This is a genomic window from Micromonospora sp. LOL_013, assembly GCF_048060315.1.
GTDB lineage: Bacteria > Actinomycetota > Actinomycetes > Mycobacteriales > Micromonosporaceae > Micromonospora_E.
In genome coordinates this window covers 75,887-101,440 of record NZ_JBHMIQ010000018.1, presented here as the reverse complement: position 1 = coordinate 101,440, position 25,554 = coordinate 75,887, and the positions used below count along the sequence as shown (strand labels likewise).

General features: G+C 71.2%; 23 protein-coding genes. 10 read left to right on the top strand and 13 right to left on the bottom strand.

Going from position 1 to position 25,554, the window contains the following annotated elements; genetic code table 11:
• Positions 1–393 carry a cupin domain-containing protein gene (locus ACFHWS_RS14150; protein WP_416554734.1) on the top strand — a complete coding sequence of 131 codons (393 nt, stop codon included), beginning with the start codon at positions 1–3 and terminating at the stop codon, positions 391–393.
• A gap of 46 nt (positions 394–439) precedes the next feature.
• On the opposite strand, the gene ACFHWS_RS14145 is transcribed toward ACFHWS_RS14150, so the two are convergent.
• From ACFHWS_RS14145 to ACFHWS_RS14115, 7 genes are all read right to left on the bottom strand, one after another.
• Entirely contained in the window at positions 440–862 is a 423-nt protein-coding gene (locus tag ACFHWS_RS14145) for a hypothetical protein (RefSeq protein ID WP_416554732.1), read from the bottom strand.
• Positions 863–883: 21 nt separating this feature from the next.
• Positions 884–1,519, bottom strand: coding sequence for a GTP-binding protein (locus tag ACFHWS_RS14140; RefSeq protein WP_416554730.1), 636 nt, complete (start codon positions 1,517–1,519; stop codon positions 884–886).
• On the bottom strand, positions 1,497–2,009 hold the full coding sequence (locus ACFHWS_RS14135; RefSeq protein WP_416554728.1) for a DUF742 domain-containing protein: 513 nt from the start codon (positions 2,007–2,009) through the stop codon (positions 1,497–1,499). The genes ACFHWS_RS14140 and ACFHWS_RS14135 overlap by 23 nt, the downstream gene beginning before the upstream one ends.
• On the bottom strand, positions 2,006–2,488 hold the full coding sequence (locus ACFHWS_RS14130) for a roadblock/LC7 domain-containing protein (RefSeq protein WP_416554726.1): 483 nt from the start codon (positions 2,486–2,488) through the stop codon (positions 2,006–2,008). Before ACFHWS_RS14130 ends, ACFHWS_RS14135 begins: the two co-directional genes overlap by 4 nt.
• A complete protein-coding gene (locus tag ACFHWS_RS14125) occupies positions 2,485–5,118 on the bottom strand; it encodes a nitrate- and nitrite sensing domain-containing protein (protein WP_416554724.1) in 2,634 nt (877 codons plus the stop codon). The genes ACFHWS_RS14130 and ACFHWS_RS14125 overlap by 4 nt, the downstream gene beginning before the upstream one ends.
• Positions 5,105–6,283, bottom strand: coding sequence for a hypothetical protein (locus tag ACFHWS_RS14120; RefSeq protein WP_416554722.1), 1,179 nt, complete (start codon positions 6,281–6,283; stop codon positions 5,105–5,107). Before ACFHWS_RS14120 ends, ACFHWS_RS14125 begins: the two co-directional genes overlap by 14 nt.
• Positions 6,284–6,728: 445 nt before the next feature.
• Positions 6,729–8,135 carry an MGH1-like glycoside hydrolase domain-containing protein gene (locus tag ACFHWS_RS14115; RefSeq protein ID WP_416568325.1) on the bottom strand — a complete coding sequence of 469 codons (1,407 nt, stop codon included), beginning with the start codon at positions 8,133–8,135 and terminating at the stop codon, positions 6,729–6,731.
• Positions 8,136–8,383: 248 nt separating this feature from the next.
• On the opposite strand from ACFHWS_RS14115, the gene ACFHWS_RS14110 reads away from it, so the two are divergent.
• Positions 8,384–9,118: an aldo/keto reductase gene (locus tag ACFHWS_RS14110; protein WP_416554795.1), complete on the top strand. Its 735-nt coding sequence runs from the start codon at positions 8,384–8,386 to the stop codon at positions 9,116–9,118.
• Positions 9,119–9,230: 112 nt separating this feature from the next.
• Here the strand turns inward: ACFHWS_RS14110 and ACFHWS_RS14105 are convergent, their stop codons facing one another.
• Positions 9,231–10,370 carry a GH12 family glycosyl hydrolase domain-containing protein gene (locus ACFHWS_RS14105; protein ID WP_416554718.1) on the bottom strand — a complete coding sequence of 380 codons (1,140 nt, stop codon included), beginning with the start codon at positions 10,368–10,370 and terminating at the stop codon, positions 9,231–9,233.
• 92 nt (positions 10,371–10,462) lie between these two features.
• Positions 10,463–11,236 (bottom strand): IclR family transcriptional regulator, encoded by a 774-nt coding sequence (locus tag ACFHWS_RS14100; RefSeq protein ID WP_416554716.1) that lies wholly within the window; start codon positions 11,234–11,236, stop codon positions 10,463–10,465.
• 64 nt (positions 11,237–11,300) lie between these two features.
• On the opposite strand from ACFHWS_RS14100, the gene eda reads away from it, so the two are divergent.
• The 4 genes from eda to ctaD all read left to right on the top strand — a co-directional run bounded on the left by eda (position 11,301) and on the right by ctaD (position 16,408).
• Positions 11,301–11,999, top strand: coding sequence for a bifunctional 4-hydroxy-2-oxoglutarate aldolase/2-dehydro-3-deoxy-phosphogluconate aldolase (gene eda / locus ACFHWS_RS14095; RefSeq protein ID WP_416554714.1), 699 nt, complete (start codon positions 11,301–11,303; stop codon positions 11,997–11,999).
• A gap of 90 nt (positions 12,000–12,089) precedes the next feature.
• Positions 12,090–13,217, top strand: a complete 1,128-nt coding sequence (locus tag ACFHWS_RS14090) for a sugar kinase (RefSeq protein WP_416554712.1) — start codon at positions 12,090–12,092, stop codon at positions 13,215–13,217.
• A gap of 178 nt (positions 13,218–13,395) precedes the next feature.
• Positions 13,396–14,511 carry an FAD-dependent monooxygenase gene (locus tag ACFHWS_RS14085; protein WP_416554710.1) on the top strand — a complete coding sequence of 372 codons (1,116 nt, stop codon included), beginning with the start codon at positions 13,396–13,398 and terminating at the stop codon, positions 14,509–14,511.
• 136 nt (positions 14,512–14,647) lie between these two features.
• Complete coding sequence (gene ctaD, locus ACFHWS_RS14080) at positions 14,648–16,408, top strand: cytochrome c oxidase subunit I (RefSeq protein WP_278167436.1); 1,761 nt, start codon at positions 14,648–14,650, stop codon at positions 16,406–16,408.
• Between the two features lie 89 nt (positions 16,409–16,497).
• Here the strand turns inward: ctaD and ACFHWS_RS14075 are convergent, their stop codons facing one another.
• The 4 genes from ACFHWS_RS14075 to ACFHWS_RS14060 form a co-directional block, all read right to left on the bottom strand.
• Entirely contained in the window at positions 16,498–17,694 is a 1,197-nt protein-coding gene (locus ACFHWS_RS14075) for an MFS transporter (protein ID WP_416568324.1), read from the bottom strand.
• A gap of 81 nt (positions 17,695–17,775) precedes the next feature.
• Positions 17,776–18,360 carry a nicotinamidase gene (locus ACFHWS_RS14070; RefSeq protein ID WP_416554708.1) on the bottom strand — a complete coding sequence of 195 codons (585 nt, stop codon included), beginning with the start codon at positions 18,358–18,360 and terminating at the stop codon, positions 17,776–17,778.
• 69 nt (positions 18,361–18,429) lie between these two features.
• Positions 18,430–19,719, bottom strand: a complete 1,290-nt coding sequence (locus ACFHWS_RS14065; RefSeq protein ID WP_416554706.1) for a nicotinate phosphoribosyltransferase — start codon at positions 19,717–19,719, stop codon at positions 18,430–18,432.
• A gap of 4 nt (positions 19,720–19,723) precedes the next feature.
• Positions 19,724–22,396, bottom strand: a complete 2,673-nt coding sequence (locus ACFHWS_RS14060) for a LuxR C-terminal-related transcriptional regulator (protein ID WP_416554704.1) — start codon at positions 22,394–22,396, stop codon at positions 19,724–19,726.
• A gap of 283 nt (positions 22,397–22,679) precedes the next feature.
• Between ACFHWS_RS14060 and ACFHWS_RS14055 the strand changes: the two genes are divergently transcribed.
• From ACFHWS_RS14055 to ACFHWS_RS14040, 4 genes are all read left to right on the top strand, one after another.
• Positions 22,680–24,086, top strand: a complete 1,407-nt coding sequence (locus ACFHWS_RS14055) for a hypothetical protein (RefSeq protein WP_416554702.1) — start codon at positions 22,680–22,682, stop codon at positions 24,084–24,086.
• Between the two features lie 49 nt (positions 24,087–24,135).
• Entirely contained in the window at positions 24,136–24,426 is a 291-nt protein-coding gene (gene clpS / locus ACFHWS_RS14050) for an ATP-dependent Clp protease adapter ClpS (RefSeq protein ID WP_416554700.1), read from the top strand.
• Positions 24,423–24,932, top strand: a complete 510-nt coding sequence (locus ACFHWS_RS14045; protein WP_416554698.1) for a DUF2017 domain-containing protein — start codon at positions 24,423–24,425, stop codon at positions 24,930–24,932. The genes clpS and ACFHWS_RS14045 overlap by 4 nt, the downstream gene beginning before the upstream one ends.
• A 70-nt stretch (positions 24,933–25,002) precedes the next feature.
• A complete protein-coding gene (locus ACFHWS_RS14040; protein ID WP_416554696.1) occupies positions 25,003–25,494 on the top strand; it encodes a Mov34/MPN/PAD-1 family protein in 492 nt (163 codons plus the stop codon).
• Positions 25,495–25,554 lie beyond the last annotated feature (60 nt).

Here is a 25,554-nt window from a genome sequence, read left to right as displayed (position 1 = left end):
ATGCAGCACTTCACGATCGCCACGGTCGCTGAGCAGAGCCCCGATTTCCGCCGGGTGCTCTGGACCGGTGAGCACTCCCAGCTTGTGATCATGACCGTTCCGCCAGGCGGCGAGATCGGCGAGGAGGTCCATGCGGACATCGACCAGATCCTCACCTTCGTCAGCGGTGTCGGCGAAGCGCTGGTGGCCGGCGAGCGGCAGGCCGTCGCCGCCGGTGATCTGGTCGCCGTGCCGGCCGGCACCAAGCACAACTTCGTCAACACCGGCCCCAACCCACTGGTGCTCTACACCGTCTACGGTCCGCCGGAGCACACCGACGGAGCGGTGCACCACACCAAGGAGGAGGCGGACGCGGCGGAGGCGTCCGGCCAGGACGAGCCGCCCACGTCGTGACGGCGGCCTCCGCCGTACACCTCGGCTATCCGGCGACGCGGCCGGTTCAGCCCTCCGTCGCCCCGTTGAGCAGTGACGGATCACGTCGGATCAGCTCTGCCAGGCGGGCCGCCGGACCGTCCTGGGCGGGCTGTCCGCGCGGCGGCCATTCCGGTGGGCGCCCGGCGGTCGGCACCCCGGGCGCCGCCGGGTCGCCGGACGGCGGGTTCGGCCCCGCCGCAGGCGTACCGCCGTCGACCGTCACCTGCACCCGGCCGTCCCGGTTGCCGACGGTGAGCTGCACGGCCTGACCGCCGTCGGTGAGGTGGACCGTCGCGGTCAACCCAGGGTGGCGCTCGACCACCTGCCGGACCGCCGCGGCGATCTCGTGCGCCGCCGACGCCGTCCGGTCGTTGCCCTGACTGACCCGCTTCTGCAACTGGTCGCGTCGGGCGAGCCGGGCGAGCGCGTCGTCCAGGTCACCACGCATCTGTCCTCCTCCGCTACCACCTCAGGATGGCTGACTCCGTACCGCTCGGTCCAGCGCCCGGTCCAGGACCACCAGCAGCGCGTCCCGGACCGACAGTCGGTCGCGGGCGTCGTACGCGACGACCGGAACGGCCGGGCCGGTCGCCAACGCCCACCTAACCTCGTCAATGCTATGACCAAGGCGGCCGTGGAAGGTATTTACTCCCACCACGAACGGCAGCCCGGCCCGCTCGAAGTAGTCGACGGCGGGATAGCAGTCGTCCAGGCGTGAGCTGTCCACCACGACCAGTGCGCCCAACGCCCCCCGGGCCAGGTCGTCCCACATGAACCCGAAACGGGTCTGACCCGGGGTGCCGAACAGGTACAGCTTCAGACTTCGGTCGATCGTGACACAGCCGAAGTCCATCGCGACGGTCGTGGTGGTCTTGCCGGACTCCGAGCCGGGGTCATCGACTCCGACGGAGACGGTGGTCATCTCCGCCTCGGTGGTCAGCGGGGCGATCTCGGAGATGGCCCCTACGGTGGTGGTCTTGCCGACCCCGAAGCCACCCGCCACGACGATCTTGACCGGGATCGGCGCGGTCCGGGGTGCGGCCCGGTGCCGGGCTGTCGGGGGCGGTCCGGCGGTCGGACGGTCAGGAGATGGCACGTAGTCCACGGATCACTCGCAGGATGGTGTCGGCATCGGCAGGGGCGTCGACGTCGGGTACGTGGACGTCGAGATGGGCGGAGGCGCGGAGGTCACCGACGAGCACCCGGGTCACCCCCAGGTGCAGCCCCAGCCGGGCGGACAGTTCCGCGACGGAGATCGGGTCGGCGGCGAGCGCGATGATCGCCCGCAGCTCAGGGGCCAGGCCGGCTCCCGAGGGGCCGGGGCCGAACAGGTCCGGTGCCCGGGCGGTCACCTGCGTCTCCAGGTTGATGTCCGGGTCCGCCCCGGTGACCCGACCGGCGGTCAGCACGAACGGCCGCAGCGTCGTTGGCGCGGTGTCGCCGTCCGACCGGTCCGGCCCGCCGCCATCGGACTTGCCGACACCGGGCGAAGCCCCACCCGCCGGGGCGTCACCCGCCGGCGGGGTACGCAGGTAGGGGCGGATCCGCGGCTGCGGATCGACCGGCTCGTCCGCCCCGTACGGCGGTCGGGTCACGACTGGACGGAGTTCTTCAACTCGGCGATCAGCCGGGGAGTGAGCGGGCCGCCGGCGCGCCCGGCGAACAGGGTCATCTCGTAGGCGACGGTGCCAAGGCTGGCCGAGCGGTCGGCGATCACCCCCAGCACCGATCCGGAACTGATCGAGCTGACCAGCAGGTAGCCGTCGGCCATGTCGACCACCACCCGGTTCAGCGTGCCGAGTGAGTACCAGTTCGCCGCGCCACCGGCCAGGCTGGTCATGCCGGACACCACCGCCGCCAGCCGCTCGGCGTTGGCCCGGTCCTGAATTCCGGACATGGCCATCAGCAGCCCGTCAGAGGAGACCGCGATGGTCTCACGGACACCGGCTGTGCTGGAGGTGAACGAGTCCAGCAACCAGTTGAAGGTCTGCGCTTCGGCGCTCAGCGAGCCGTTGCCGTTGCCGGCCGGGGTCGTCGGGCGTTCCGCGGTGTCCGGCGTGTAGGGACTGTTCATCCGTCGGTTCCTTTGCTGCCGTGCTGAAAGGTGGTGGTGATCTCGGTGAGCGCGCGCTGAACGCCCGTCTCAAACTCGTCCAGGGACTCCTTGGCCCGCTGCGGGTCCGGTGGCCAGGACTGGCTGTTGCCGGCGGTTGCGCTGGCCGGGGGCGGGTCGGGCAGGCTCGCCCCGGGCACCCGCTGAGTGAGGCGGTCCGACCTGGCGACCGCCGGGTCCTGCGCAACCGCTTGCTGTGCCCGCCGTACCCCGGCCTCGAATTCCTCCAGCAGCGCTCGTGCGGCGACCGGGTCGGCCGGTGCGTCGCTGAGCGCCGCCGGTCCGCCGCCGACCGGATGCTGGGCGCCGGGAACGCGCTGCCGCAGCGGTCCACGTCCCACCGGCTCGGCGGCGGGCGCCGCCGCCGGCTGGTCCGGTGCCCCGGCCGCTTCGGCCGTCGTGCCGAACGCGTTCCACGGGGTTCCGGTGCCGAGCGACCGGGTGGCCCGCTGCACCGCTGACGAGTCGAAGCCGGCGCCGGAGCCGTTTGGTGTGCCGGTGCGGACGCTGGCCCGCGCGACGGTCCGTTCCGGTCGGGGCTCGCTGGCGGTTGCCGGCGGCGCGGCCGCCGGACTGTCCCCGGACGGTCCGTCCGGGGCGGTGCCGATCAACACCGCATCGGCCGGGACCGTGCCGGGTATCGGCGCGACGGTGGGCGCGACCGCTGGCGACCGGCTGGCGGAACCGGTGGCCATGGCCGGTCCAGGGGTGCCGGTGGCCGGCACGATCAGATTGGGTCCCAGGTCGACCGTGACCGTGACCCCACCGCCCGGCGTGGCGGTCAGTTCGACGTTCATCGCATGCCGGCGGGCGAGTCGGCCGACCACGAACAGGCCGAGGACCTCGGTCGGTACCAGGTCGAGCCGTTCCCGTCGGGTCAGCCGGGCGTTCTCCTCGGCCAGTCGTGCCGGAGACAGCCCGAGCCCACGGTCGGAGACGCTGACCCGCAGACCGTCATCGAGCGGCCCGGCGGTCACGGTCACCCGGGTGTGCGGTGGCGAGAAGACGGTGCCGTTCTCCATCAGCTCGGCCAGCAGCAGCACCATGTCGGCGATGACCGACGGCTGGAGGGCGTACCCGGCTGGTGCCTGTACGTCGACCCGGGTGTAGTCCTCGATCTCGCCGAGAGCGAGTCGGATGACGTCGGAGATCGGCAGTGGGGCCATGTGCTCCTCGGCGCCGGTCGCGCCGGAGAGCACCACCAGGCTGCCGGCGTTGCGCCGCAGCCGGCTGGAGACGTGGTCGAGCCGGTAGAGGTGCTGCAGCCGGCGCGGGTCGGTCTCCTCCCGCTCCAGCCGGTCGATGATCGACAACTGGCGGCCCACCAGGTTCTGCGTCCGCCGTCCGACGTGGCCGAACATCTGCGCCACGTTGCGTCGGCTCGACACCTGTCGTTCGACGAGCCGGGCGGCGGTCTGCTGCACCCGTTCGAAGGCGCGGGCCAGGTCGCCGATCTCGTCGGTGGCGGAAACCTCGACCGGGTCGAGGTGCACCGGGTCGGGGCGTTCCGACTCGTCATCGGCCACCCGGACCAGCTCCGCCTCGGCGATCCGGGCGACCCGGTCGGCCGAGGAGGTGAGCCTGGCCAGCGGCTGGGCGACCGACCGGGCCACGTACAGACTCAACGCGACGACCGCCAGCAGGACCAGCAGCGCACCGGCCACCACGCCGTACGCGATGAAGAGGATCTGTTCCTGCCGCCGGGTCACGTCGACCGTGACGTCGATAACGATCTTGCGTTCGACGAACCGGCCGAGGGCGATCAGCGACTCCAGGGCCGGGAACAGCGTGGTTACGGACAGGCCGGCCAACGCCTGGGTCGGGTCGACTGGGAAGCCGTCCTGCGCGCCGGCCTGGGAGGTGGCGGTGAACCCGCTGCCGAGCCGCTGGTCGAGCGCCTCCTCGACCAGGCTGTAGAGGGCCACCTGGTCGGCGGTGGCGAATCGGCTGAACCGAGCGGCGTTCTCCTGCGCGGCGACCAGGCTCATCGCGTACCGGGTGGCGGACTGCGGATCGCGGGATCCGACCACCAGCAGCATGTGAGCCGCTCCGGCGCTGATCGCGGCATCCAGCCGCAGCGCGGCGTCCAACGCTACGATCTGGCGTCCCTCCGGGGTGGCGACGTCGGCCGAGTCGACCAGCTTCAACCCGTCGATCAACCGCTCGATGAGATCGCCGTACGTGGCCATCACCTGATCGCTGGTTGCCGTGCGGTCGCGTACCGCGGACCGGACCTCGGCGAGGTCGTCGACACTGTTGACCGCTGCGGTCAGTTCGGTGCCGAGGTGGTCCCCCAGCTCCGCCCGGATGTCGGCGACCCGGTCGGTGACGGTTGCCTCCTGCAACACCAGTCGGGACCGATCCACGCTGTCCAGCAGGTAGCCGATCGCCAGCAGACGTTCCTGCTGCAGGTCCTGGGCGAGCGAGCCGATCTGGCCACCGGTCTGCACGGTACGGACCGTGTCGGCGGCTCGGCCGGCCAGCGCGGCGCGGTCGATCACGATCGGCACTGTCAGGGCAGCGACCGCGATCAGCGGGATCATGACCAGCAGGGCCAGCTTTCCCCGGATCCGTAGCCTATCGAGCAGCAACGGTCGGCCCCCATCGTCCGGTGCCCGGGTCGGCGGTGCCGGCGGGTGCGCCACCGTGCGCCGTCGGGTCGAGTTCCGGCCAGCGGGTCTGCTGGTCCGCCGCGTCCGGACGGGGCTCGGCCGGTCCCGGCGGGTGACCGGTCCCGGCGTGGCCGGCCGCACCGGTGCCGGGCTGGCCGGCGGTCGACGCGGGCTGGCCGAGGTAGGCGATGACCATCGGGGCTACGGCCAGGGCGAAGGCCACCACCAGGGCGCCGGCCGAGACCCACTGGCCGCGTTGCAGGGTGCTGATCCGGTCGGTGATCAGATTGTCCAGCTCGGCCAGCATGGTGCCGGTGAGTTCGGCCGCTGCAACCTGGGCATCGCCGCGAAGCCCGATGAGCGGACCCAGGTCGGGCAGCGCTGCCCCGCCGCCCGGTGCCGCGGACCCGTCCTCCGAAACGACATCTGCGGGTTTCAGCGCGGCGGCGGCAGCGGCAATGGTGTCCATGCTGCGCCGGAATCGGTCGACCTGGGTGAGCAGGTTGCTGCTCATCGTCCGGCTGTCGGTGCTCTCCACCGCGGCTTGGACGTTGTCGGCCAGGTCGCCGGCGGGAGAGAGCACGTCGCCGGCCGCGCTGATCAGCTCGACCAACGCCAGTGGCTGGTCCTGCGCCGGCCGGGTCGGCAGCAGCACGGCGAGATCCGCGAAGCGTCCGGTGGCGACGATCGCCTCCGGCAACTCCTCGGCCGCACCGTCCTGCAGGTGGTAGGCGTCGCCTTCCGGGTCGCGCGTCAGGTTCGAGCTCTCCCGGATTCGGTCGTACTGGGCCAGCAGCAGGTCGGTGGCCTGGCGGTACGAGTCGAAGGCTTCGGCCGGCCGGCTGAACTGCCGGTCCGACAGGGATTCCACGGCGGAGCGCAGCGTCGCCCACCGTTGCTGGGCCCGTAGTGACGCACCGATCCGCTGGTCGACCTCGGTGACCGCGTCGAGAGCCCGAAGCAGCGCCTCGTCGTTGACCGGCTGACCGGCGACGGCCGCTGACTGTGCGTCGACCAGGGCCACGGTCAACTCGTTCAGCGCGCTGAGATACGCCACGCCCTCGCGTTCGCGTTCGGCGAAGGCGATGTCCGCCGAGGTGCCGCGCCACAGCTGCGTGAACAGCACGCAGACGGGTACGAGCATCAATACGGTGATGGCTGATCGGAGCAGTGCTCCGTCGAGCCATCGCTTGCGGCGTACGGCGTCCTGTGCGGGTCGCCGTACGGCTTCGTGTGCAGGTTGCATCGCCCACCCCCCTGGCGGTAGCAGCGAATTACGGCGGACAGCGTCGAGTGCGCAGGATCGCGTCGTTCGTGCGGCCCGCCGGCAGGGAAGATAGATGCCCTGCCGGCGGGCCGGAACCCTCCGTGAGGCCGCCAGTCGCGCACCGTACGGTCGACTCCACCGCAATGTGCGAGGACGGCTACGAACAGTGAAGATTCGTCGTTCAGCAACCGTTTTCTGTCTGATTTGGGGCTTATAGCAGAATTATCGGTATCTGCGGGTGGTCGGCCGAATGGGTATTGGTATCGGGCAGACTGTCGGATCGGCGCTGGTCGACATGGCTCAACCTGCTACCGGCCAACGGCTAGTCGACCGGACCGCTGACCGGCGGAACCGTCCCTTCGCCGAGCAGATCGAGCACCAGTGCCGCAGTCCAGCTGAAAGCCGCTGATCCGACCCCGTCGCCGGTCTCCGGGTGGAAATACTCGTAGTAGCCGGACCGGCGGACCAGTTCCAGCATTGCGTCACGCAGCGTTTCGGCCTGATCCAGATGGCCATGCTCCCGAAGTCCCCGGCAGATCAGCCAGTTGATGTTGATCCACACCGGTCCGCGCCAGTAGCGCACCGGGTCGAAGTCGGCAGCGGAGCGGTCGTAGCTGGCCACCGGCATCGACGCAGACAGCCCGAACCGGTGCGACTGGGCCGTCGCCACCAACGCCGCGACTCGGTCGGGCGGTAGGTCGGGCAGGATCAGCGGGACCAGACCGCTCACGCAGCGTGCCGGACTGAGCCGTCCGGTCCGGACATCCCGGGCGTGGTACATGCCGGTCTGCGGGTTCCACAGTTGGTCGTCGACCGCCCGGGTGATCCGCGCGGCTCGGTCCAGGTGGACCGCCGGGTCGGCGCCGATCACGGCGGCGATCCGGGCGAGCGCGTGTTCGGCGGCGGCCAGCAACGCGTTGAAGGTCGGACATTCGACCACGAAATCGTGGCGGGCGGCGAGCTCGTCGTCCCGGTAGCCGCCGTCGCGGTAAGCCAGCGCCAGCGCGACGAACCGGGCGTAGTCCTCATCGGTCGGCCGGTGGGCCGCCGCGGCCACCCGGTTGTCGTGCCGCTGCCGCCCGACGAGCACGCCGAGGTCGGCCGGTACGGCGGCCAGCGCCGCATCCCAGGCCGGGCTGTTGTCCAGGCCGGACTCCCAGGGGTGCACGATGCTGGCCAACCCGTCCCCGCTGGCGTCGCGACAGCTCGACAGATAGTCCTGGGCGGCGACCAGCCGCGGGTAGAACCAGCGCAGCTCGGCTTCCGCCTGCGGCCCCGGTGCCCGTCGGTAGATTTCCCAGATGGCGAGGGCGTGGGCGGGCGGCTGGACGATGCCGGTGCCGTCCGGGTGCCCGGGACGGCGCAACGGTACCTGCCAGAAACCCGGTCCGGGAAAGTAGTCGTGTTCGGCGACGTCCGGGTCGAAGACGATGTGCGGGACCCGTCCGTCCGGCCACTGCGCCAGGAACAGGCTGCGCAGGTCGCGCCAGGCCCGGTCGGGGTCGATCCGGGCCAGGCCGATCGCGATGAACGCCGCGTCCCAGCTCCACTGGTGCGGGTAGAGGCTGCGCGACGGCACGGTGTGGTTGCGCGACCAGTTGGCGTCGAGCACGGCTCTGGCCATGTGCCACAGGTCGGCGGGCGTGCGTTCGGCGAGTTGTCCGGCCGGCGGCCGGTCCGTGACCGGGATCCTCGCGATGGCCGTGTGGGCGGTGCTGATACTGCTCATTCTTCCGTCCTGGTCAATCTCCGGCCGGGCCGTCGGCCAGGCAGGAACCACCGCCAGTGGTGGGGTGGTAACGACGAATGTACGCGCGGTGAACAGCATGTGCCCTTGTCGCAGGCAGCGGTAGGGTCTGTCGGCTACCGGACGATGAGTCGTCCGGTCAAGGAATACGGGCAGGTCGAAGGGGGTAGGCGGGGAGGATGGCAACGCATGGTGAGCAACCTGTGGCAATTCTGTCGTCCGGGGTCGGGATGCCGCTGCTCGGGTTCGGCACCTGGCAGGCGACGGGCGACGCCGGGTACCGGGCGGTCCGAGCGGCATTGGACGCCGGCTACCGACACGTCGACACCGCCACGATGTACGGCAACGAGGCAGAGGTCGGCCGGGCGATCAAGGACAGCGGAATCGCCCGGGACAAGATCTTCATCACCACCAAGCTGCCGCCCGAGCGGGTCGGGCGGGAGGCGGAGACGCTGGCTGCGAGCCTGGCCGCGCTGGGCACCGAGTACGTCGACCTGTGGCTGATCCACTGGCCACCGGCCGGTGGTGCCGGCGTGCCGACCTGGCGCGAGTTCGTCGCCCACCGGGATACCGGTGCGGTCCGGGCGATCGGTGTCTCCAACTACGGCCTCGACCAGATCGACGAACTGACCGAGGGGACCGGGGTGGTGCCGGCGGTCAACCAGGTGCCGTGGGCACCGGCGATGCATGATCCGCGGACGGTGGCCGAACACCGCGACCGCAGGGTGGTACTGGAGGGGTACAGCCCGTTCAAGAACACCGACCTCGCCGACCCGGTGCTGGCCCGGGTCGCCGCCGCCCACCAGGCGAGCCCAGCCCAGGTGGTGCTGCGCTGGCACATCCAGCACGGCATCGTGGTGATTCCGAAGTCCGTCACGCCGGAGCGGATCCGTACCAACGCCGACGTCTTCGGCTTCACTCTGTCCGCCGACGAGATGGCCGCGATCGACGCCCTGCGCGACTGAGGCCCACTACCACCGGCTGCCGGGCGGGTAGGTCGCGGCGCTGTCCGGGATCCCGGGCCGGGCCTGCGGCGGACGCGTCACTCGCACCGCGGGCCGGGCCCGGGTCCGTGGATCAGCCGGTGGTGCAGGTGGTGCCGTTCAGGGTGAAGCTGTTCGGCGAGGAGTAGCTACCGCTGTAGCTGGCCTGGTAGCCGAACGAGGCGGTCCCCCCGGGGGCCAGCATGCCGTTCCAGCCCACGTTCCGAGCGGTCACCGACGATCCGCTCTGGGTGACGGTGGCGTTCCACGAGTTGCCGACCGTCTGCCCGGCCGGCAGTTGGTAGGCCAACGTCCAGCCGTTGATGGTGCCGCCACCGGTGTTGGTGACGCGTACGTCGGCGGTGTAGCCGTTGTTCCAGGTGTTCGCCGTGTAGCTGACCCGGCACCCGCCACCACCGGGCGGCTGACTGGTCGGCGGGGCGGTGGTCGGCGGGGCGGTGGTCGGCGGGGCGCCGCCGGTGGAGACCGAACCGGAGAAGGAGTTGACCCCGAGTCCGACGCCGCCGTTCCACGGCTCGAAGCCGGCCTGGACGCTGGTCAGGTACCAGGAGTTGGTGATCTGCCCCCGGGCCCGGACGTCGGCGATGAAATCGAGCACGTTGAAGCTCCAACTGGTGATCGACGACGGGGCCAGGTAGGACACCACGTTGTTGGAGCCGTTGCTGCCGGTCCAGACCTGCCAGCTGCGGCCGGCGACGGTGGCGTTGCCGACCGGTGAGCCGATCGGCTGGATGGAGCCCTGCCGGTGGAACCAGATCATGATCTCCATCTGGCTGACACCGTTGGTGCGCGGGGTCGGGTCGAGCCAGATGTCGTACGAGGCGTTGTACGTCCCGTTGCCGACGTACTGGTAGTTGATGCTGGTCGGTGCGTTGCTGATCCGGCTCACCTGGATCGGCATGTTGGTGCCGGGGGAGCAGTTGGTGTAGTGGCAGCCGTAGAAAATTGACGGGTACGACACCGGTGCGCCGTTGGTCGGTGAGCTGCCTTGCTGCGAGGTCACCGAGAAGCCGGTGCCGGTCACGTTGATGCACTGTTCGGCGGTGGTGCCCCAGCGGTTGTTCTGCACCACGTAGCGACCCTGAATGGTGGTGCTGCCGTACTGTTCGCAAATTCGTGTGTCGGCCTGGGCTGGCGTGGCGGCGACCACGGTGACGAGGCCGCCGGTGAGCAGCAGTACGGCTGCGGCGGCGGCGCGGATCGGACGTCTCATGGTTCTCCTTAGACCGTGGAGACGGCGGGTAGGAACCAACGTCGCGGGAGCGCTCCCATCACGGTAGATCACATCGACATACATGAAAAGAGTCAGTGGGAGATCAGCCCGCGGGCGGCGGCCACCTGGTCGGCGGCGGCCCGCAGCGCCTCGACCATCCGGGCTTCGCCGGCGGCGTCGATCCGGTTCGCCGGGACGGACAGGCTGATCGCGTCGCCGGCCGGCTGGCGCAGCGGCATCGCCATCGCCAGGCAGACGATCCCCTCGGTGTTCTCCTCCCGGTCCACGGCCCAGCCCTGGGCGCGGACCTCGGCCAGGGCGGCGTGCAGGGCGGCCTGGTCGGTGATGGTACGCCGGGTCATCCGGCGCAACGGCCAGCTCAGCAACTGGTCGACGGTGTCGTCCGGATGTTCGGCGAGCAGCGCCTTGCCCAGCGCGGTGGCGTGCGCCGGCAGGTGCCGGCCGATCGCGCTGTACAGCCGCAGCGGGTGCACCGACTCGCGCTTGGCCAGGTAGACCACGTGCGGGCCGTCCAGCCGGCCGAGATGGACAGTCTCACCGAACTGCCCGGCCAGCGCGTCGAGCACGCCGTCCAGCAGGCTGACGGCGTTGTCGGCGGCCAGGTACGCCGCGCCCACCTGCAGCGCCCGTACGCCCAGGCCGAACCGGGTGCCGGTGGGATCGGTCTCCACCCAGCCGCGATGCACCATCGTGCGCAGTATCCCGTGCAGGCTGCTCTTCGGGATCTGCAGGACCCGCGCCAGTTCGCCGAGGGACCGGCGGTCGGGGGCGGCGGCCAGCGCCTCCAGTACCTCCAACGTCCGGCCGGCGGACTTCACCGGCTGGAAACCCTCCTGCGCCGCCATGGCGGTCACTCTAACCAGCGCCGCACCGGTTGACAGCGATGTGCCACGGAGTATGGTCACGTATGTGACCGATGTTCATGATGCTGAACGTGAGTCAACCGGCCGAGAGACCGACCAGGGCGCGCACGACGGCGGCGACGTCGTCTCGGTGATCGGTGCGGGGCGGATCCTTCCGGTGGTCGTCCTGGCCGATCCGGCCGGTGCCGCGCCACTGGCCGAGGCGTTGCTCGCCGGCGGGCTGCGTACCGCAGAAGTGACCTTCCGCACCCCGGCGGCGGCGGACGCGATCGCGGCGATGGCCGGGCACCCCGGCATGCTGGTCGGTGCCGGCACCGTGCTCACCGTCGAACAGGTCGACCGGGCGGTCGACGCCGGCGCCCGGTTCGTGGTCAGCCCTGGCTTCGGACCTGCCGTCGTGCGCCGCTGCCAGGAGCTCGACCTGCCGGTCTTCCCCGGGGTGTCCAGCGCCACCGAGATCCAGATGGCCCTCGACGCCGGGCTGGACACGGTCAAGTTCTTCCCGGCCGAACAGCTCGGCGGGGTGGGCATGGTGTCCGCGCTCGCCGCGCCGTTCCGGTCGGTGCGCTTCATTCCGACCGGCGGGGTGAGCCCCGCCAACGTCGCGGACTACCTGGCCAACCCGGCGGTCCTCGCCGTCGGCGGCACCTGGATGGTCGCCCCCCGCCTGCTCGAGGCCGGCGACTGGGCCGAGGTGACCCGGTTGACCGCAGCCGCGGTCGCCGCTGCCCGCGCCGCCGACTGACCGGTTCGACCCGGCGTGGGACCGACCTTGACAAGGACCGGTTCGACCGCGATCAGGACCGGTCCGACCGTTTGACTGAGGAGTCGTGAGATGGCCGAACAGCACCCTGTCGACCGCGCCCCGCTGCACCCCCGGCCGGCCGCCGACTGTCGCTACGACCTGGTCTCGCTCGGCGAGGTCATGCTGCGGCTGGACCCGGGTGAGGGACGGGTGCGCACCGCCCGCAGCTTCCGGGCCTGGGAGGGCGGCGGCGAATACAACGTCGCGCGGGGGCTGCGCCGCTGCTTCCGCCTGCGTACCGCGGTCGTCACCGCGTTCGCCGACAACGAGGTCGGCCGCCTGCTGGAGGATCTGGTGCTGCAGGGCGGCGTCGACACCGCATACGTGCGCTGGCTGCCGTACGATGGGATCGGCCGCACCGTCCGCAACGGGCTCAACTTCACCGAGCGCGGCTTCGGGGTGCGCGGCGCGATCGGCACCTCCGACCGGGCAAACAGCGCGGCCAGCCAGTTGCGCCCCGAAGACGTCGACTGGGACCACCTGTTCGGTACCCTCGGCGTGCGTTGGCTGCACACCGGCGGCATCTACGCGGCCCTGTCGCCGACCACGCCGGACACGATCGAGGCGGCGATGACAGCCGCCCGCCGGCACGGCACGATCATCTCCTACGACCTGAACTACCGGCCCAGCCTGTGGAAGGCGGTCGGTGGACAGTCTCGGGCGCAGGAGGTCAACCGGCGGCTGGCCGGCTACGTCGACGTCATGATCGGCAACGAGGAGGACTTCACCGCGAGTCTCGGGTTCGCCGTGCCGGACACCGACGAGAGCCTCACCGACCTGGAGGTCGCCAACTTCCAGCGGATGATCACCGAGGTGACCGGGGCGTACCCGAACTTCAAGGTGGTGGCGACGACGCTGCGTACGGTGCGTTCCGCGACGGTGAACGACTGGGGTGCGGTCGCCTGGTCGGCACCGACCGGTTTCGTGTCCGCCACCCACCGGCCGGGCCTGGAGATCCTGGACCGGGTCGGCGGCGGTGACAGCTTCGCGTCCGGCCTGGTCTACGGTCTGCTTGAGCTGGGTGACCTGGCGGTCGCGGTGGAGTACGGTGCCGCCCACGGGGCGCTGGCGATGACCACTCCCGGGGACACCTCGACGGCCAGCCTCGAGGAGGTGGCGGCGCTCGCCGGTGGCGGTGGGGCAAGGGTGCAGCGCTGAGGGTCCCGCTGGCACCGATGAGCCGTTAAGATTGTCCATTGGTGGATGTTGCCCGGTGCCGTGGCGGGTGGCATTCGCGCGGAGCAAGCAGGGTGGGATGGGCCTACCGCAGGCAGTGTTGCCGGCAGTAGTCTCTTGGCTTCAATGAGTGTCTATTCCCCCGGAGGCGGCGCGGACCATGGCTCAACCACCCGTGCGCGTGCTCATCGTCGGTGCCAGCGTCGCCGGGCTGGCCGCCGCCCGGGCGCTGCGGCTGGCCGGCATCCGGCCCGAGCTGGTGGAGAAGCTGGCTCCGACCGTCGTTGCCGGCGCTGGGATCTTCCTGCCCGGCAATGCCATCCGCGCGCTTCGTGAACTCGGGCTGGACAATCCGTTGCGCCCGCTCGGCGCGGTGATCCGGCACCAGCGATTCCTCGACGCAACCGGTGCCGAGCTGTGCTCGGTCGATCTAAAACAGCTGTGGCAGGGGGTCGGGCAGTGCCGGGCGTTGCCCCGCGCCGACCTGCATCAGGTGCTGCTCACCGGTGCCGGCGGCGAAGTGCGGTACCACACCGAGGTGTGCGACGTGGAGATCGGCGACGAGACCACCAAGGTCGCCTTCGGCGACGGTTCCTACGCCGAGTACGACCTGGTCGTCGGAGCGGACGGGCGCCGGTCGGCGGTCCGTCGACTGGCCGAGATCGGTGGCGCGCCGCACCCGGTCGGCCAGATCGCCTACCGCAGCGTGGTCAGCGGCGGTCCGGTGATCACCGAGTGGACGGCACTGCTCGGGCGACGGTCCGGCATCGCGCTCGCCCCGATGGGCTACGGCCGGGTCTACCTCTACGCCGACGAGCCGTTGCCGGCCGGCTCCGCCCCGCCGGCCGACCCGTTGGTCCGGCTCCACCAGCTCCTCGGTGACTACGGTGAGCCGGTGCCAGCGGTCCTCGACGCGGTGGAGAAGGTCCAGGTGGCCGTCACCGACGAGGTGGAGCTGAGCGGCTGGTCCCGGGGGAACGTGGTGCTCGTCGGGGACGCTGCCCACGCCACCGCACCGACCCTGTCCCAGGGGGCGGCGATGGCGTTCGAGGACGCGCTGGTTCTGGCCGAGGAGCTACGCGCCGCGCCGTCGGTCGTCGAAGCGCTCGCCAGGTACGAGAGCCGACGTCGGCCGCGTACCCAGTGGGTCCTGGACCGGACCCGCGACCGGGACCGGACCCGCGACGCCGCCCCGGCCCTGCGCGACCCGATGCTGCGTGCCAAAGGCGGCACCATCTTCCAGGAGCACTACCGGTTGCTCGTCGACCCGGTGTGAGCCGACCGGCAGCCCGCAGCGGGGCAGGCACCCGGCGTGCGGACCGGCGGTGAACGGGGACTATCCTGCCTGCGAGGCACGGCCAGCGGATCATCACCCCGGGCGCCGTGGGATTGACGAGAACCGGAGGCCATTCGTGACCACCGTCGCACCGAAGCCGATCGCCAGCCGGCCCTTTCCGGTCCGCAGGCCGGTCCGCGGCTCGGCCATGGCGCGGCTGCTGCGCACGACCGACGCGAAGCAGATCGGGATCATGTACATGATCACCGCCTTCGCGTTCTTCATGATCGGTGGCCTGATGGCCCTGATCATGCGTGCGGAGCTGGCCCAGCCGGGGATGCAGTTCCTCTCCCCGGAGCAGTACAACCAGCTGTTCACCATGCACGGCACGATCATGCTGTTGTTCTTCGCGACGCCGATCGTGTTCGCCTTCGCCAACTACGTTACGCCGATCCAGATCGGCGCGCCGGACGTTTCCTTTCCCCGGCTGAACAGCTTCGCCTACTGGCTGTACCTGTTCGGTGGCACCTTGGCGATGGGTGGCTTCCTCACCCCGGGCGGCGCCGCCGACTTCGGCTGGTTCGCGTACACCCCGCTGAGCAGCGTCGAGCACTCTCCGGGCGTCGGCGCCAACATGTGGATCGTCGGCTTGGCGATCTCCGGTCTGGGCACCATCCTCGGCGCGGTGAACATGATCACCACGATCCTGACCCTGCGCGCGCCGGGCATGACCATGTTCCGGATGCCGATCTTCACCTGGAACATCCTGGTCACCAGCCTCCTGGTGATCATGGTCTTCCCGCTGCTGGCCGCCGCGCTGTTCGCGCTCGCCGCCGACCGCATGCTCGGTGCCCACGTGTACGCGCCGGAGACCGGCGGGCCGCTGCTGTGGCAGCACCTGTTCTGGTTCTTCGGCCACCCCGAGGTGTACATCGTCGCGCTGCCGTTCTTCGGCATCATCAGCGAGATCATCCCGGTCTTCTCCCGCAAGCCGATCTTCGGCTACAAGGGTCTGGTGGCCGCCACGATCGCGATCGCCGCGCTGTCGATGAGCGTCTGGGCGCACCACATGTTCGCCACCGGCGCGGTGCTGCTGCCCTTCTTCAGCTTCCTGTCCTTCCTGATCGCGGTGCCGACCGGCATGAAGTTCTTCAACTGGATCGGCACCATGTGGCGGGGGCAGATCAGCTTCGAGACGCCGATGCTCTGGTCGATCGGCTTCCTGGTCACCTTCCTCTTCGGCGGTCTGTCGGGTGTCCTGCTGGCCAGCCCACCGATCGACTTCCACGTCTCGGACTCGTACTTCGTCGTCGCACACTTCCACTACGTGCTGTTCGGCACGATCGTGTTCGCGGTCTTCGCCGGCATCTACTTCTGGTTCCCGAAGTTCACCGGTCGGATGCTCGACGAGCGGCTGGGCCGAGTGCACTTCTGGCTGACCTTCGTCGGCTTCCACACCACCTTCCTGGTGCAGCACTGGCTCGGGGCCGAGGGCTTTCCCCGCCGGTACGCCGACTACCAGGCGATCGACGGCTGGACGACACTCAACATGATCTCCACGGTCGGCTCGTTCGTCACCGGCATCTCCACCCTGCCGTTCCTGTACAACGTGTGGAAGTCGTACAAGGCCGGACCGCTGGTCGAGGTCGACGACCCGTGGGGCCACGGGAACTCGTTGGAGTGGGCGACCAGTTGCCCGCCACCGCTGCGCAACTTCGACCGGATGCCCCGGATCCGCTCCGAGCGACCGGCGTTCGACCTGAAGTTCCCGGAGCTGGCCGCCGGCCACCACTCGGTCGCCGGCCCGCCGGAGGGCGGTGCCAAGCCGCTGACCAGCGAGTCGGACGGCGGTGCCACATACCAGGAGGACACCGCCAGCAACGTCGACCGGCGCTGACCCACTGGCCGGCGCTTACCCCACGATCGGTCTACGACGCGGCCCCGGGCGACATCGCCCGGGGCCGCGTCGGGTGTTCGGGCAGCCCGTCACCGCGGTGCCGGCACCCGGTCCGGCACCGGCCGGCGGCGCCACCGCATCGCGACCATCGGCAGCGCCAGCAGCAGCCCCGCCGCACCGATCGCCACGAACCCCCACGTCGGCGTACTGGCGTCGATCACCGCACCGGTCAGCGGTGCCCCGACGGCCATGCCCACGGTCAACGCCGAACCGTGCAGACCCATCGCCTCGCCGCGTACCGCCGCCGGGGCCAGCCGGGCGACCGCGTCGGACGTGGCGGCGATCGTCGGCGCGCAGAGCAGCCCGGCCGGGGCCAGGGCCAGCCCGAGCGTCCACCAGTGCCCGGCCCCGAGCCCGACCGGGACCGTGGCGGCGGCCAGCGCGACCATCAACCCAACCGGCGGCACCGCACGCCGGGTCGCACCGTAGGCGAACCCGCCGACCAGGGAGTACGCCCCCCAGCCGGCGAGCACGACGCTGGTCCAGGCCAACTGGTCGCTCTCCCGCAGCGCGGCGATCAACGCCACGTCGGTGCCGCCGAGCACCAACGTCGACGCCGTGCCGACCGCGAGTACCCCGAACAACTGCGGGGTCAGCCAGTCCCGGCGGGCGATCCGGGTGCCAGCCCGGTCGGCTTCCTCGTGCCGGGCCCGGATCGGCGGGTCGACGACAAACAGCGCCAGCCCGGCGGCGACCAGGCCAGCGCCGACCGCGACCATCGCGATCCGGGGGGAGACCGCGGTGGCGAGCAGCACCGCCAGCGCCGGGCCGACCATGAAGGAAAGCTCGACCGACATCGAATCCAGGGCGTACGCCGGACGGCGCTGTTCCGCCGGGACCAGCGCGGCCAGCGACTGCCGGATCACCGAGAACACCGGCAGGCTGAGCAGGCCGGCGACGACCGCGGCGACCAGCAACGCGGGGTACGGCAGCGCCTGCGCCACGGTCCAGAAGACGCCCTGGGCGGTGACCGAGACGACCAGCGCCGGGCGTAACCCGCGTCGGTCGACCAGCCGACCCAGCAGCGGTGCGCCGATCGCGGCCCCGATGGTCAACGCGGTACCGGCCAAACCGGCGGCGGCGTACCCCCGGCCCAGGCCCAGCACGACGTACAGGGTCAGCGCCACACCGGCGGCGGTGTTCGGCATCCGGGCCAGCACCGACAGGGCGAGCAGCCGGGCCACCCCGGGCAGCGCGAGCGCCTGCCGGTAAGGAGTCAAATTCATCGACAGTGTTACCTCCGGCCGGCATCATGCCCGCCGGGTACGACGTCGGCCAGCCGATATCCGGGCCGGCTTTCCGGCGGGTCAGGTCGGACGCAGCACCGGGGAACCGGTCAACGTCACCCCGGCGGCCCGCATCGCGTCCACCGCCACCTCGGTGGTATCCCGGGCCACCCCGGCGGTCAGGTCGAGCAGCACGGTGGTATCGAAGCCGGCCCGGGAGGCGTCCAGCGCGGTCGCCCGTACACAGTGGTCGGTGGCGATGCCGACCACGTCGACCCCGGTGATGCCGTGTTCCCACAGCCAGTCGGCCAGGCCGGTGCCGTCGTCGCTGTGGCCCTCGAAGCCCGAGTAGGCCGCCGCGTACTGGCCCTTACGGAAGACTGCCTCGATCCGATCGGTGGCCAGCCCGGGATGGAACTCGTCCCCGCCGGTGCCCACCACGCAGTGCGCCGGCCAGGTGTCGACGAAGTCCGGCGGGTCGCCGAAGTGCGCGCCGGGGTCGACGTGGTAGTCCTTGGTTGCCACCACGTGCCGCCACCGCTGCTGCGGTGCCTCGGCGACGGTCTGGGAGATCGCCACCGCCACATCGGTGCCGCCGCCCACCGCGAGTGAGCCACCTTCACAAAAGTCGTTCTGTACGTCAACGATGATCAGTGCCCGGTGCATGCTCGTCGTCCTCCTGCTGCTGACTTCTGCATGGTCGATTACCAGCCGCTACCGGTCGCGGCCCGGCGGTCACTGGACGGCGGGCACGACGGTCACCGGGATGGTTGGATCTCCGGCGGACAGCTTCAGCCCTTCCCACGGTATCGAGATGAGGCAGCGGCGCAGGTGCTCGCGGGACTCGTCGAGGGTCGGCCGGGTCCGCGCCTCGCCAGCGGCGACAAAGGACCGTTGCAGCACCCGGTCACCGTTTGCCCGGTCCGGGACTCCCTGCGAGACGACAATCTCCTCGGTGGCGGTGCCGGTCGGCTTGTGCCGGCGTACCGCCACCTTCCGGCCCCCGACAGTGGCCTTGTTCTCGGAGCGCTTGACCACCGGCCGGCCGTCGACCTCGACCAGCTTGTACACCAGCCGGGCGGTCGGCGCGCCGGAGCCGGTCACCACTGCGGTGCCGGCACCGTACATGTCGACCGGCTCGGCGGCGAGCGAGGCGATCGCGTGCTCGTCGAGATCACCGGAGACAATGATCTTGGTCTCGGTGGCGCCGAGCGAGTCGAGCAGCTCCCGGGACTGTTGCGCCAGGACCGACAGGTCGCCGGAGTCGATCCGGATCGCCCGCAGGTCCGGCCCGGCGACCTCGATCGCATTACGGATGCCCTGGCTGATGCTGTAGGTGTCGACCAGCAGTGTGGTGTCCCGCCCGAGCGTGGCCACCTGTGACGCGAACGCCGCCCGTTCGTCGTCGTGCAGCAGGGTGAACGCGTGCGCCGAGGTTCCCGCGGTCGGGATGCCGTACCGGGCACCCGCCGCCAGGTTGGACGTGGCCGCGAAACCGGCCAGGTACGCGGCCCGGGCCGCCGCCACCGCCGCCTCCTCGTGGGTGCGCCGCGAACCCATCTCAATCACCGGCCGGCCGCGGGCGGCGGTCACCGCCCGCGCCGCCGCCGCCGCGATCGCGCAGTCGTGGTTCAGCACCGACAGCACCAGAGTCTCCAGCAGGACGCACTCGGCGAACGTGCCGGAGACGGTGAGGATCGGCGAGTTCGGGAAGAACAATTCTCCCTCGGCGTACCCGTCGACGTCCCCGGTGAACCGGTAGTCGGTCAGCCACTGTGCGGTGCCGGCGTCGACCACCGCGCGGTCCCGCAGGTGTCGGACGGTTTCCGCGTCGAAGCGGAAGTCCCGGATCAGGTCGACCAGCCGACCGGTGCCGGCCACCACACCGTACCGGCGGCCGGTCGGCAGCCGCCGGGCGAAGACCTCGAACACGCAGTGCCGGTGCGCGCTGCCGTCCGCCAACGCGGCGGCGAGCATGGTTAGCTCGTAGTGGTCGGTCAGCAGAGCAGGGCTGGCGCTGGTCACCTGGCTACTGTACGGCCGCCCGGCCGGTGCGGCCCGGCCCGGCCTGGCCCGGCGGCCCCGGCTCGTCGGGCAGAGCGCGCACCGCCTCGGCCAGGTTGGCACGCCCGGTCACGCCGAGCTTGCCGTACGCCCGTTGCAGATGGTTCTCCACGGTGCGGGGCGACAGGAACAACCGCTGGGCGATCTCCCGGCTGGCGACGCCGGCCGCCGCCAGCTTCGCCACCTGGTGCTCCCGGTCGGTCAGGTTGGGCAGGCCGGCCAGCAACGCCGGGGTACGCACGTCGACGCACTGGCCGAGCGACCGGCCGAGCAGCATGTTGGTCTGCCCGGTGACCGGCGACCGGGCCAGCCGCTGCCGCCGTACCGCCATCGCGGCGGACTCGGCGGCGAACAGGTGCAGCCCGAGGCCGGCGAAGCCGCTGGCAGCGCGCAGCAGGGCACCGTACGGTCCGTTGGTGGCGCCTTGTGCCTGGCGCAGGACCAGCGGCGGCAGTGGGCCTTCGACCACCTTGGCGAGCTCGGTCAGCCGGTCCACCGCCAGGTCGGCCCGGTCCAGCCGGACCAGGTCGTGCAGCACCATCACCTCGTGGCCGGCGAACCCGTCGGTACGCAGCCGGGCCGCCAACTCCCGCAGCATGTCGACCGCGCCGGTGACGTCCCCCTCGGCGACTGCCACCCAGCAGCGCGCCTGCTCCCGCCACGGGTACAGGATGGCCATCCCGGGCATCTGCGCCCGGTCCGAGTCGGCCATCGCCGCAGCGGCCTGGGCCGCCTCGCCACGCAGGGCGGCCGCGTGTGCCCGTTCGGCGTGGGCCAGCCCGGCGTACACCCGGCCGGTGGCCAACGTGGCGCACGCCTGCAGGCTGTGTCGCAGCGCCTCGTCGAGCCGGCCGCGCAGCCGGGCGGCCTGCGCCCGGATCACCGACAGGTAGCCGGACCCGAGCCGGAAGTCACCGGCGTCGGCCAGGTCGGCGAACTCCTCGGCGACGATCGTCTCGATCCCGGGCAGCTCCCCGGCGAGCACCAGCCGGGTGCCGCGAGCGAGTTCCAGTGCCAGCTGAAGGTAGGGAAGTTCGGTTCGCCAGTGCGGGGCGTCGGCCACGACCCGGGCGATGGCCCGGCCGCTGCCGGTCAGGTCGCCCTGCGCGGCCTGTAGGTGGGCGATGGTGCACTGGGCCAGCCCGTGGGCGGCGGGACTGGCCGCCGGCCGGGCGAGTACGGCGCGGGCCAGCCGCAGCGCGGCGTCACACTCCAGCCGGTGCAGCCGCATGATCGCCTCGAACGAGTCGACCCGGACCCGCTCGGCCGGGTCGGTCAGCTCGCGGGCACCGGCCGCCAGGTCCTCCGGCGTCGACTCGTTGCCGAGCCCCCAGTAGGCGACCAGTCCCAGCACCATCAACCAGCGGCTGCGTCGTTTGTCGGTGGTGACCTCGTCGCGGACCGCCTCGATGGTGGCCAGCGCCCGCTCCGGCTCGTCTCGGAACATCAGGATGGTCGCCCACAGCTCGGCGGCGTCGAACCCGCCGCCGGCGTCGTACGCTCGGGCGGCCAGCCGGTCCGCCAGTGGGACGTCGTACCCGGCGAACGCCCGGCCGGCAGCGTCGAGCAGCATCGCCGGGTCGTCGGCGGTGTTCGACTCGAGCCGCCAGACGGCGACCCGCAGCAGGTCCTCCCGGCGGCGTGCCCCTACCCCGTCCACGAGCGAAGCGAGCTGCGCCTGCAGCCGCTGCGCCCGGGTGACCGGGCATCGGCGGCGCACCACCTCGCCGTACAGCGGATGGGCCATGTGCACGTCCTGCCGGCGGTCGTCGACGTCGACCCGGATCAGTCCTCGTTCCTCGGCGGCCTCCACATCGGCGTGCCGGCTGGTCCGCAGCAGCAGCCGCAGCCCGATCGGCTGGCCGAACGCCACCAGCTCGACGACGCCGCGGACCGGCGGGCTGAGCTGGCCGATCCGGGTGTCGATCAGGTCAGTCAGGCTCGGCGCCAGCTCCAACCGGCCGGTCCACCGCCACACCCCGTACGTCTGGGTCAGCTCCTGCCCGGACTGGGCGGCGATGACGAGCTCCCGCAGCAGCAGCGGGTTTCCCTCGGACAGCCGCCACAGCCGTTCGGCCGAGGTCGGGTCCAGCGGTCCACCGAGCAGTTCCATCAGCAGGCCAGTGCTGTCGACGACGTCCAGTGGCGCCAGCTCGTCGTGTACCACCAGATCGTCGGCCCACAGTGCCCGGATCGGCAGCGGCACCGGCTCGCCGCTGAGCAGCGTACCCAGTACAGTGGCCCGACCGGAGCGGGCGATCAGGTTCGCCGCCGCCGCCGAGGAGGGGTCGAGCAGATGCGCGTCGTCGATGGCGAGCACGATCGGCCGGCCTGCGGCCCGTTGTCGTAGCGACTCGACGGCCCACCGCAGTAGCGCCGAGGGGGACAACCCGGGTGGCTGGTTCGCCGGGAGCACCTGGGCGAGGCCGGCGAACGGCAGGCCCGCGGCGCTGACGCTGCCCGAGGCGGACCAGACCGCGTAGCTCTTGGTCGGCAGTCTACCTACGACTTCGCGCAACAGCCGACTCTTGCCGATCCCGGCGGAGCCACTGAGGATCAGGCCGCGACCGCCGTCGGTGGCGGCGGCGAACAGCCGGTCGAGCTCTTCGGACCGTCCTACGAAGCTCCACAGGCCCATGGCAGGGGAGCATATAGAACGGTCGCCAAGGGGGAAGGGTCGGTCACGGATCGCAGTTGAGTATGAAGTGTTCGGTCAGTGAGTAGCGACAGTCGTCGCTGTGTAGGTGATTGTGCACGTAGCGTCGGTGGACTGGTAATTCGTGGCGATGACGCCCGAAGGAGCTCGTCTTGTGGAGTCCGTGACAGTACCGGCGAATCGCCCGGCCACCCGCGCCGCCGCCCGCGTTCCCCGGCAGCGCAGGCAGCCGCGCCGCCCGGGTGACCTGGTTGTGGAGTAGCCGATGGCCGCCCCGGCGCCGCCGCCCCCACCGGCCGACGAACCGGTCGCGGCCGTCGTGGTCGGAGCCGCCGCCAGTAGCCGCTCGGCCGTGCTGACCGCGTTTGTCGACGGTGAACCGCTGCCCGATCTGCGTCCGCCCGAGAGTTTCCTGGTCGTCCGGCACGGTACGGTCGAGCGGATCGCGGCATATCTGCCCGGCTGGTCGCAGCCGTGGATCGTCCCGGCGCGGTCAGCGCGGTCCGGTGCCAACCTGGCCCTGCCCCGTCCACCGCGCCGGGTCGAGGTGATCCGGCCGGATGCCTCGCTGCGCCGGCTCAGCCTGGTCGATTCGCCCGACCTGGAGACGCTCCGGTCGGCCGGCGCGACGGTGCTGCTCGACACGGCGGTACGCGGCGGCGCGCTGGTCTTCGTGGTTGGTGCCGGGCCGCCGCCCGGGCAGATCGAACACGAACTGCTGCGCCGGACGCTGGGTGCCGGTGTCGCGGTGTTCGTCGCGATCACCGCGGCCGGCGTACAGAGCGCGGGCGGGTCGTTCCAGCGGGCCGAGCTGCTCGCCGCTGTTCCGGAGCTGGAACAGGCACCCTGGCATTCGGTCGACGCGGCAACCGGCGATGCGGTGTTTCTCCGCCGGGAGGTGACCGACTGGGCAGCCCGGGAGGCGCTGCACCGGGCCGGCGCCGGTCTGGCCGATCAGCTGGCGTTCGACGAGCCACTGACACTGCCATCCGGCGGGCCGGCAGTCGGCTGGTCCGAGCGGCTGGACCGGGTGGTGCGACGGATCGGCCAGCGGGTGCGGCACACCCTGGCGATCGAGCTGGCCAACCTGCACCTGGCTGCCGTCCGCGAGTTGTTGTTCGGCGGTGGACCGGCCGGGATACCCGGCTTCCTGGACCGCGAGCTCCTGACCCTGTCGTTGCACGCCAGCGCGGCCTGTGCCGCCGGCGTGGACGACGCGGTGGACGAGGCGGTCGAGCAGGTGTTCGGGCCGGACCCGGCACAGCGGCTCGGACCGCTGCTGCGCGAGCAGCTCCGCGGCCGGCTGCTCGGGGATCCGCCCAGGGCGGTCGCGGAAGGACTCCTGACGACCGCCGCGGGCCGGTGCGAGCCGGTGCCGTCCACCGTCGCCGGGCCGTCCACCATGGTGGTGGATGTCTTCGCCGCGTACCCGGTGCAGCGGTCCCGGTGCACGGTGCCGCCGATCGGCGTCGCGCTCGCCGCCGACTGCTGGCATCCGCGCGGTGGACCGTCCGGGATGGCGCCGGACCAGGCCCGGTCCTGGATCCAGCAGGCGCTGCGGGCGGTGGAGATCGCGCTGTCCCAGGAGATCGCGTTGCGGTTCGCCGCAGTACGGCGTGGCCTGGCCAACCTGTTGGCTGATGCGATCGACAGCGGCGACGCGCCGGGCTGACCGCGGTGGGCGTTGTCCGCCCCGGCCCCACCGATGGCACGATGGGGGAATGGCGGCTCCCCAGGTTGCTCCGGTCGAGACGCCGGACACGGTCGAGACGCCAGGTGACGAACGCCTGTGGGTGACCATCGTCTGGGACGATCCGGTCAACCTGATGACGTACGTGACCTGGGTCTTTCAAAAGTTGTTCGGGTACAGCCAGGCCAAGGCGGAGGAGTTGATGCTCGACGTGCACAACAAGGGCCGGGCGGTGGTGTCCAGCGGCGCCCGCGAGCGGATGGAGCTCGACGCGTCCCGGCTGCACGCCTACGGGCTCTGGGCGACGGTCGACCGGGCATGAGCATGTTCCGGCGCCGCAACGGGCGCGTCGTGGCCGTCTTCTCCCCCGACGAGGTACGGGTGTTGCGCAAGGTCGCCGGTGAGGTGGTGAACCTCCTCACCGACGGGTTCGAACGGGACGACCCGGTGGTCGACCGGCTGTTTCCGGACATCTACCCGGACGATCCGGCGAGCTCGGCGGAGCTGCGGCGATACACCGAGAGCGACCTCAAGACGGCAAAGATCGACCAAGCGGGCGCCGTGCTCGCCGCGTTGCCGGCCGACGCCGGCGACACGGGCGCGGAGGTCCGCCTGGACGGCGAGGCGGCCGAGGCGTGGCTACGCGCGATCAACGACGCCCGGCTGGCGATGGGCGTCCGGTTGCAGGTGCGGGCCGACACCGATCTCGGCGCTGAGCTGGCGGCGGCCGAGCGGGACGATCCGTCGTCGAGCCGGCTGTACCAGCTGTCGGTCTACGCCTATCTGGGCTATCTGCAGGAGTCCCTGCTCGGCGCGTTGCTCGACTAGTGTCGACGAGCGTGACGACCGCCACGGGCCGGCCGGGCCGGAGAAGCGGAGAAGGCGGTAGGCTGGGGTGGTGCTGAGCATCGACCGGTCGATCATCGACGCGATCGTCGCCCATGCCCGCCGGGACCACCCTGACGAGGCGTGCGGCGTCGTCGCCGGTCCGGCCGGCTCGGACACGCCGACCCGGCACATCCCGATGCAGAACGCGGCCCGCTCGATGACGTTCTACCAGTTCGACTCGATGGAGCAGTTGCATCTGTGGCGGGAGATGGACGACCGGGACGAGGAGCCGGTGGTGATCTACCACTCGCACACCGCGACCGAGGCGTACCCGTCCCGCACCGATGCGGCGATCGCCGGCTGGCCCGAGGCCCACTACCTGCTGGTCTCCACCCGTGACCCGGAGGTCACCGAGATCCGGTCGTTCCGCATCGTGGACGGCGTGGTGACCGAGGAGCCGGTCAATCTCATTGACGCCGGTGTCGACCCGCACGCGGTGCAGTCGTACCTGTTCGGGCAGACCCCGACCACGGTCGACTACGAGTGTTCGTCCGGCCGCTGACACCTGGCGCCGTACCGCACCGCGATCTGGTCCGACCTACCGTTGCAATAGGAGCACGTC

Excerpts from the sequence above, each read along its gene's own strand:
- ACFHWS_RS14150 (WP_416554734.1), top strand. The coding sequence starts at position 1 with ATGCAGCACTTCACGATCGCCACGGTCGCTGAGCAGAGCCCCGATTTC.
- ACFHWS_RS14145 (WP_416554732.1), bottom strand. The coding sequence starts at position 862 with ATGCGTGGTGACCTGGACGACGCGCTCGCCCGGCTCGCCCGACGCGAC.
- ACFHWS_RS14130 (WP_416554726.1), bottom strand. The coding sequence starts at position 2,488 with ATGAACAGTCCCTACACGCCGGACACCGCGGAACGCCCGACGACCCCG.
- ACFHWS_RS14120 (WP_416554722.1), bottom strand. The coding sequence starts at position 6,283 with ATGCTCGTACCCGTCTGCGTGCTGTTCACGCAGCTGTGGCGCGGCACC.
- ACFHWS_RS14115 (WP_416568325.1), bottom strand. The coding sequence starts at position 8,135 with ATGAGCAGTATCAGCACCGCCCACACGGCCATCGCGAGGATCCCGGTC.
- ACFHWS_RS14110 (WP_416554795.1), top strand. The coding sequence starts at position 8,384 with ATGCCGCTGCTCGGGTTCGGCACCTGGCAGGCGACGGGCGACGCCGGG.
- ACFHWS_RS14105 (WP_416554718.1), bottom strand. The coding sequence starts at position 10,370 with ATGAGACGTCCGATCCGCGCCGCCGCCGCAGCCGTACTGCTGCTCACC.
- ACFHWS_RS14100 (WP_416554716.1), bottom strand. The coding sequence starts at position 11,236 with ATGGCGGCGCAGGAGGGTTTCCAGCCGGTGAAGTCCGCCGGCCGGACG.
- ACFHWS_RS14090 (WP_416554712.1), top strand. The coding sequence starts at position 12,090 with ATGGCCGAACAGCACCCTGTCGACCGCGCCCCGCTGCACCCCCGGCCG.
- ACFHWS_RS14085 (WP_416554710.1), top strand. The coding sequence starts at position 13,396 with ATGGCTCAACCACCCGTGCGCGTGCTCATCGTCGGTGCCAGCGTCGCC.
- ACFHWS_RS14075 (WP_416568324.1), bottom strand. The coding sequence starts at position 17,694 with ATGAATTTGACTCCTTACCGGCAGGCGCTCGCGCTGCCCGGGGTGGCC.
- ACFHWS_RS14070 (WP_416554708.1), bottom strand. The coding sequence starts at position 18,360 with ATGCACCGGGCACTGATCATCGTTGACGTACAGAACGACTTTTGTGAA.
- ACFHWS_RS14060 (WP_416554704.1), bottom strand. The coding sequence starts at position 22,396 with ATGGGCCTGTGGAGCTTCGTAGGACGGTCCGAAGAGCTCGACCGGCTG.
- ACFHWS_RS14055 (WP_416554702.1), top strand. The coding sequence starts at position 22,680 with ATGGCCGCCCCGGCGCCGCCGCCCCCACCGGCCGACGAACCGGTCGCG.
- clpS (WP_416554700.1), top strand. The coding sequence starts at position 24,136 with ATGGCGGCTCCCCAGGTTGCTCCGGTCGAGACGCCGGACACGGTCGAG.
- ACFHWS_RS14045 (WP_416554698.1), top strand. The coding sequence starts at position 24,423 with ATGAGCATGTTCCGGCGCCGCAACGGGCGCGTCGTGGCCGTCTTCTCC.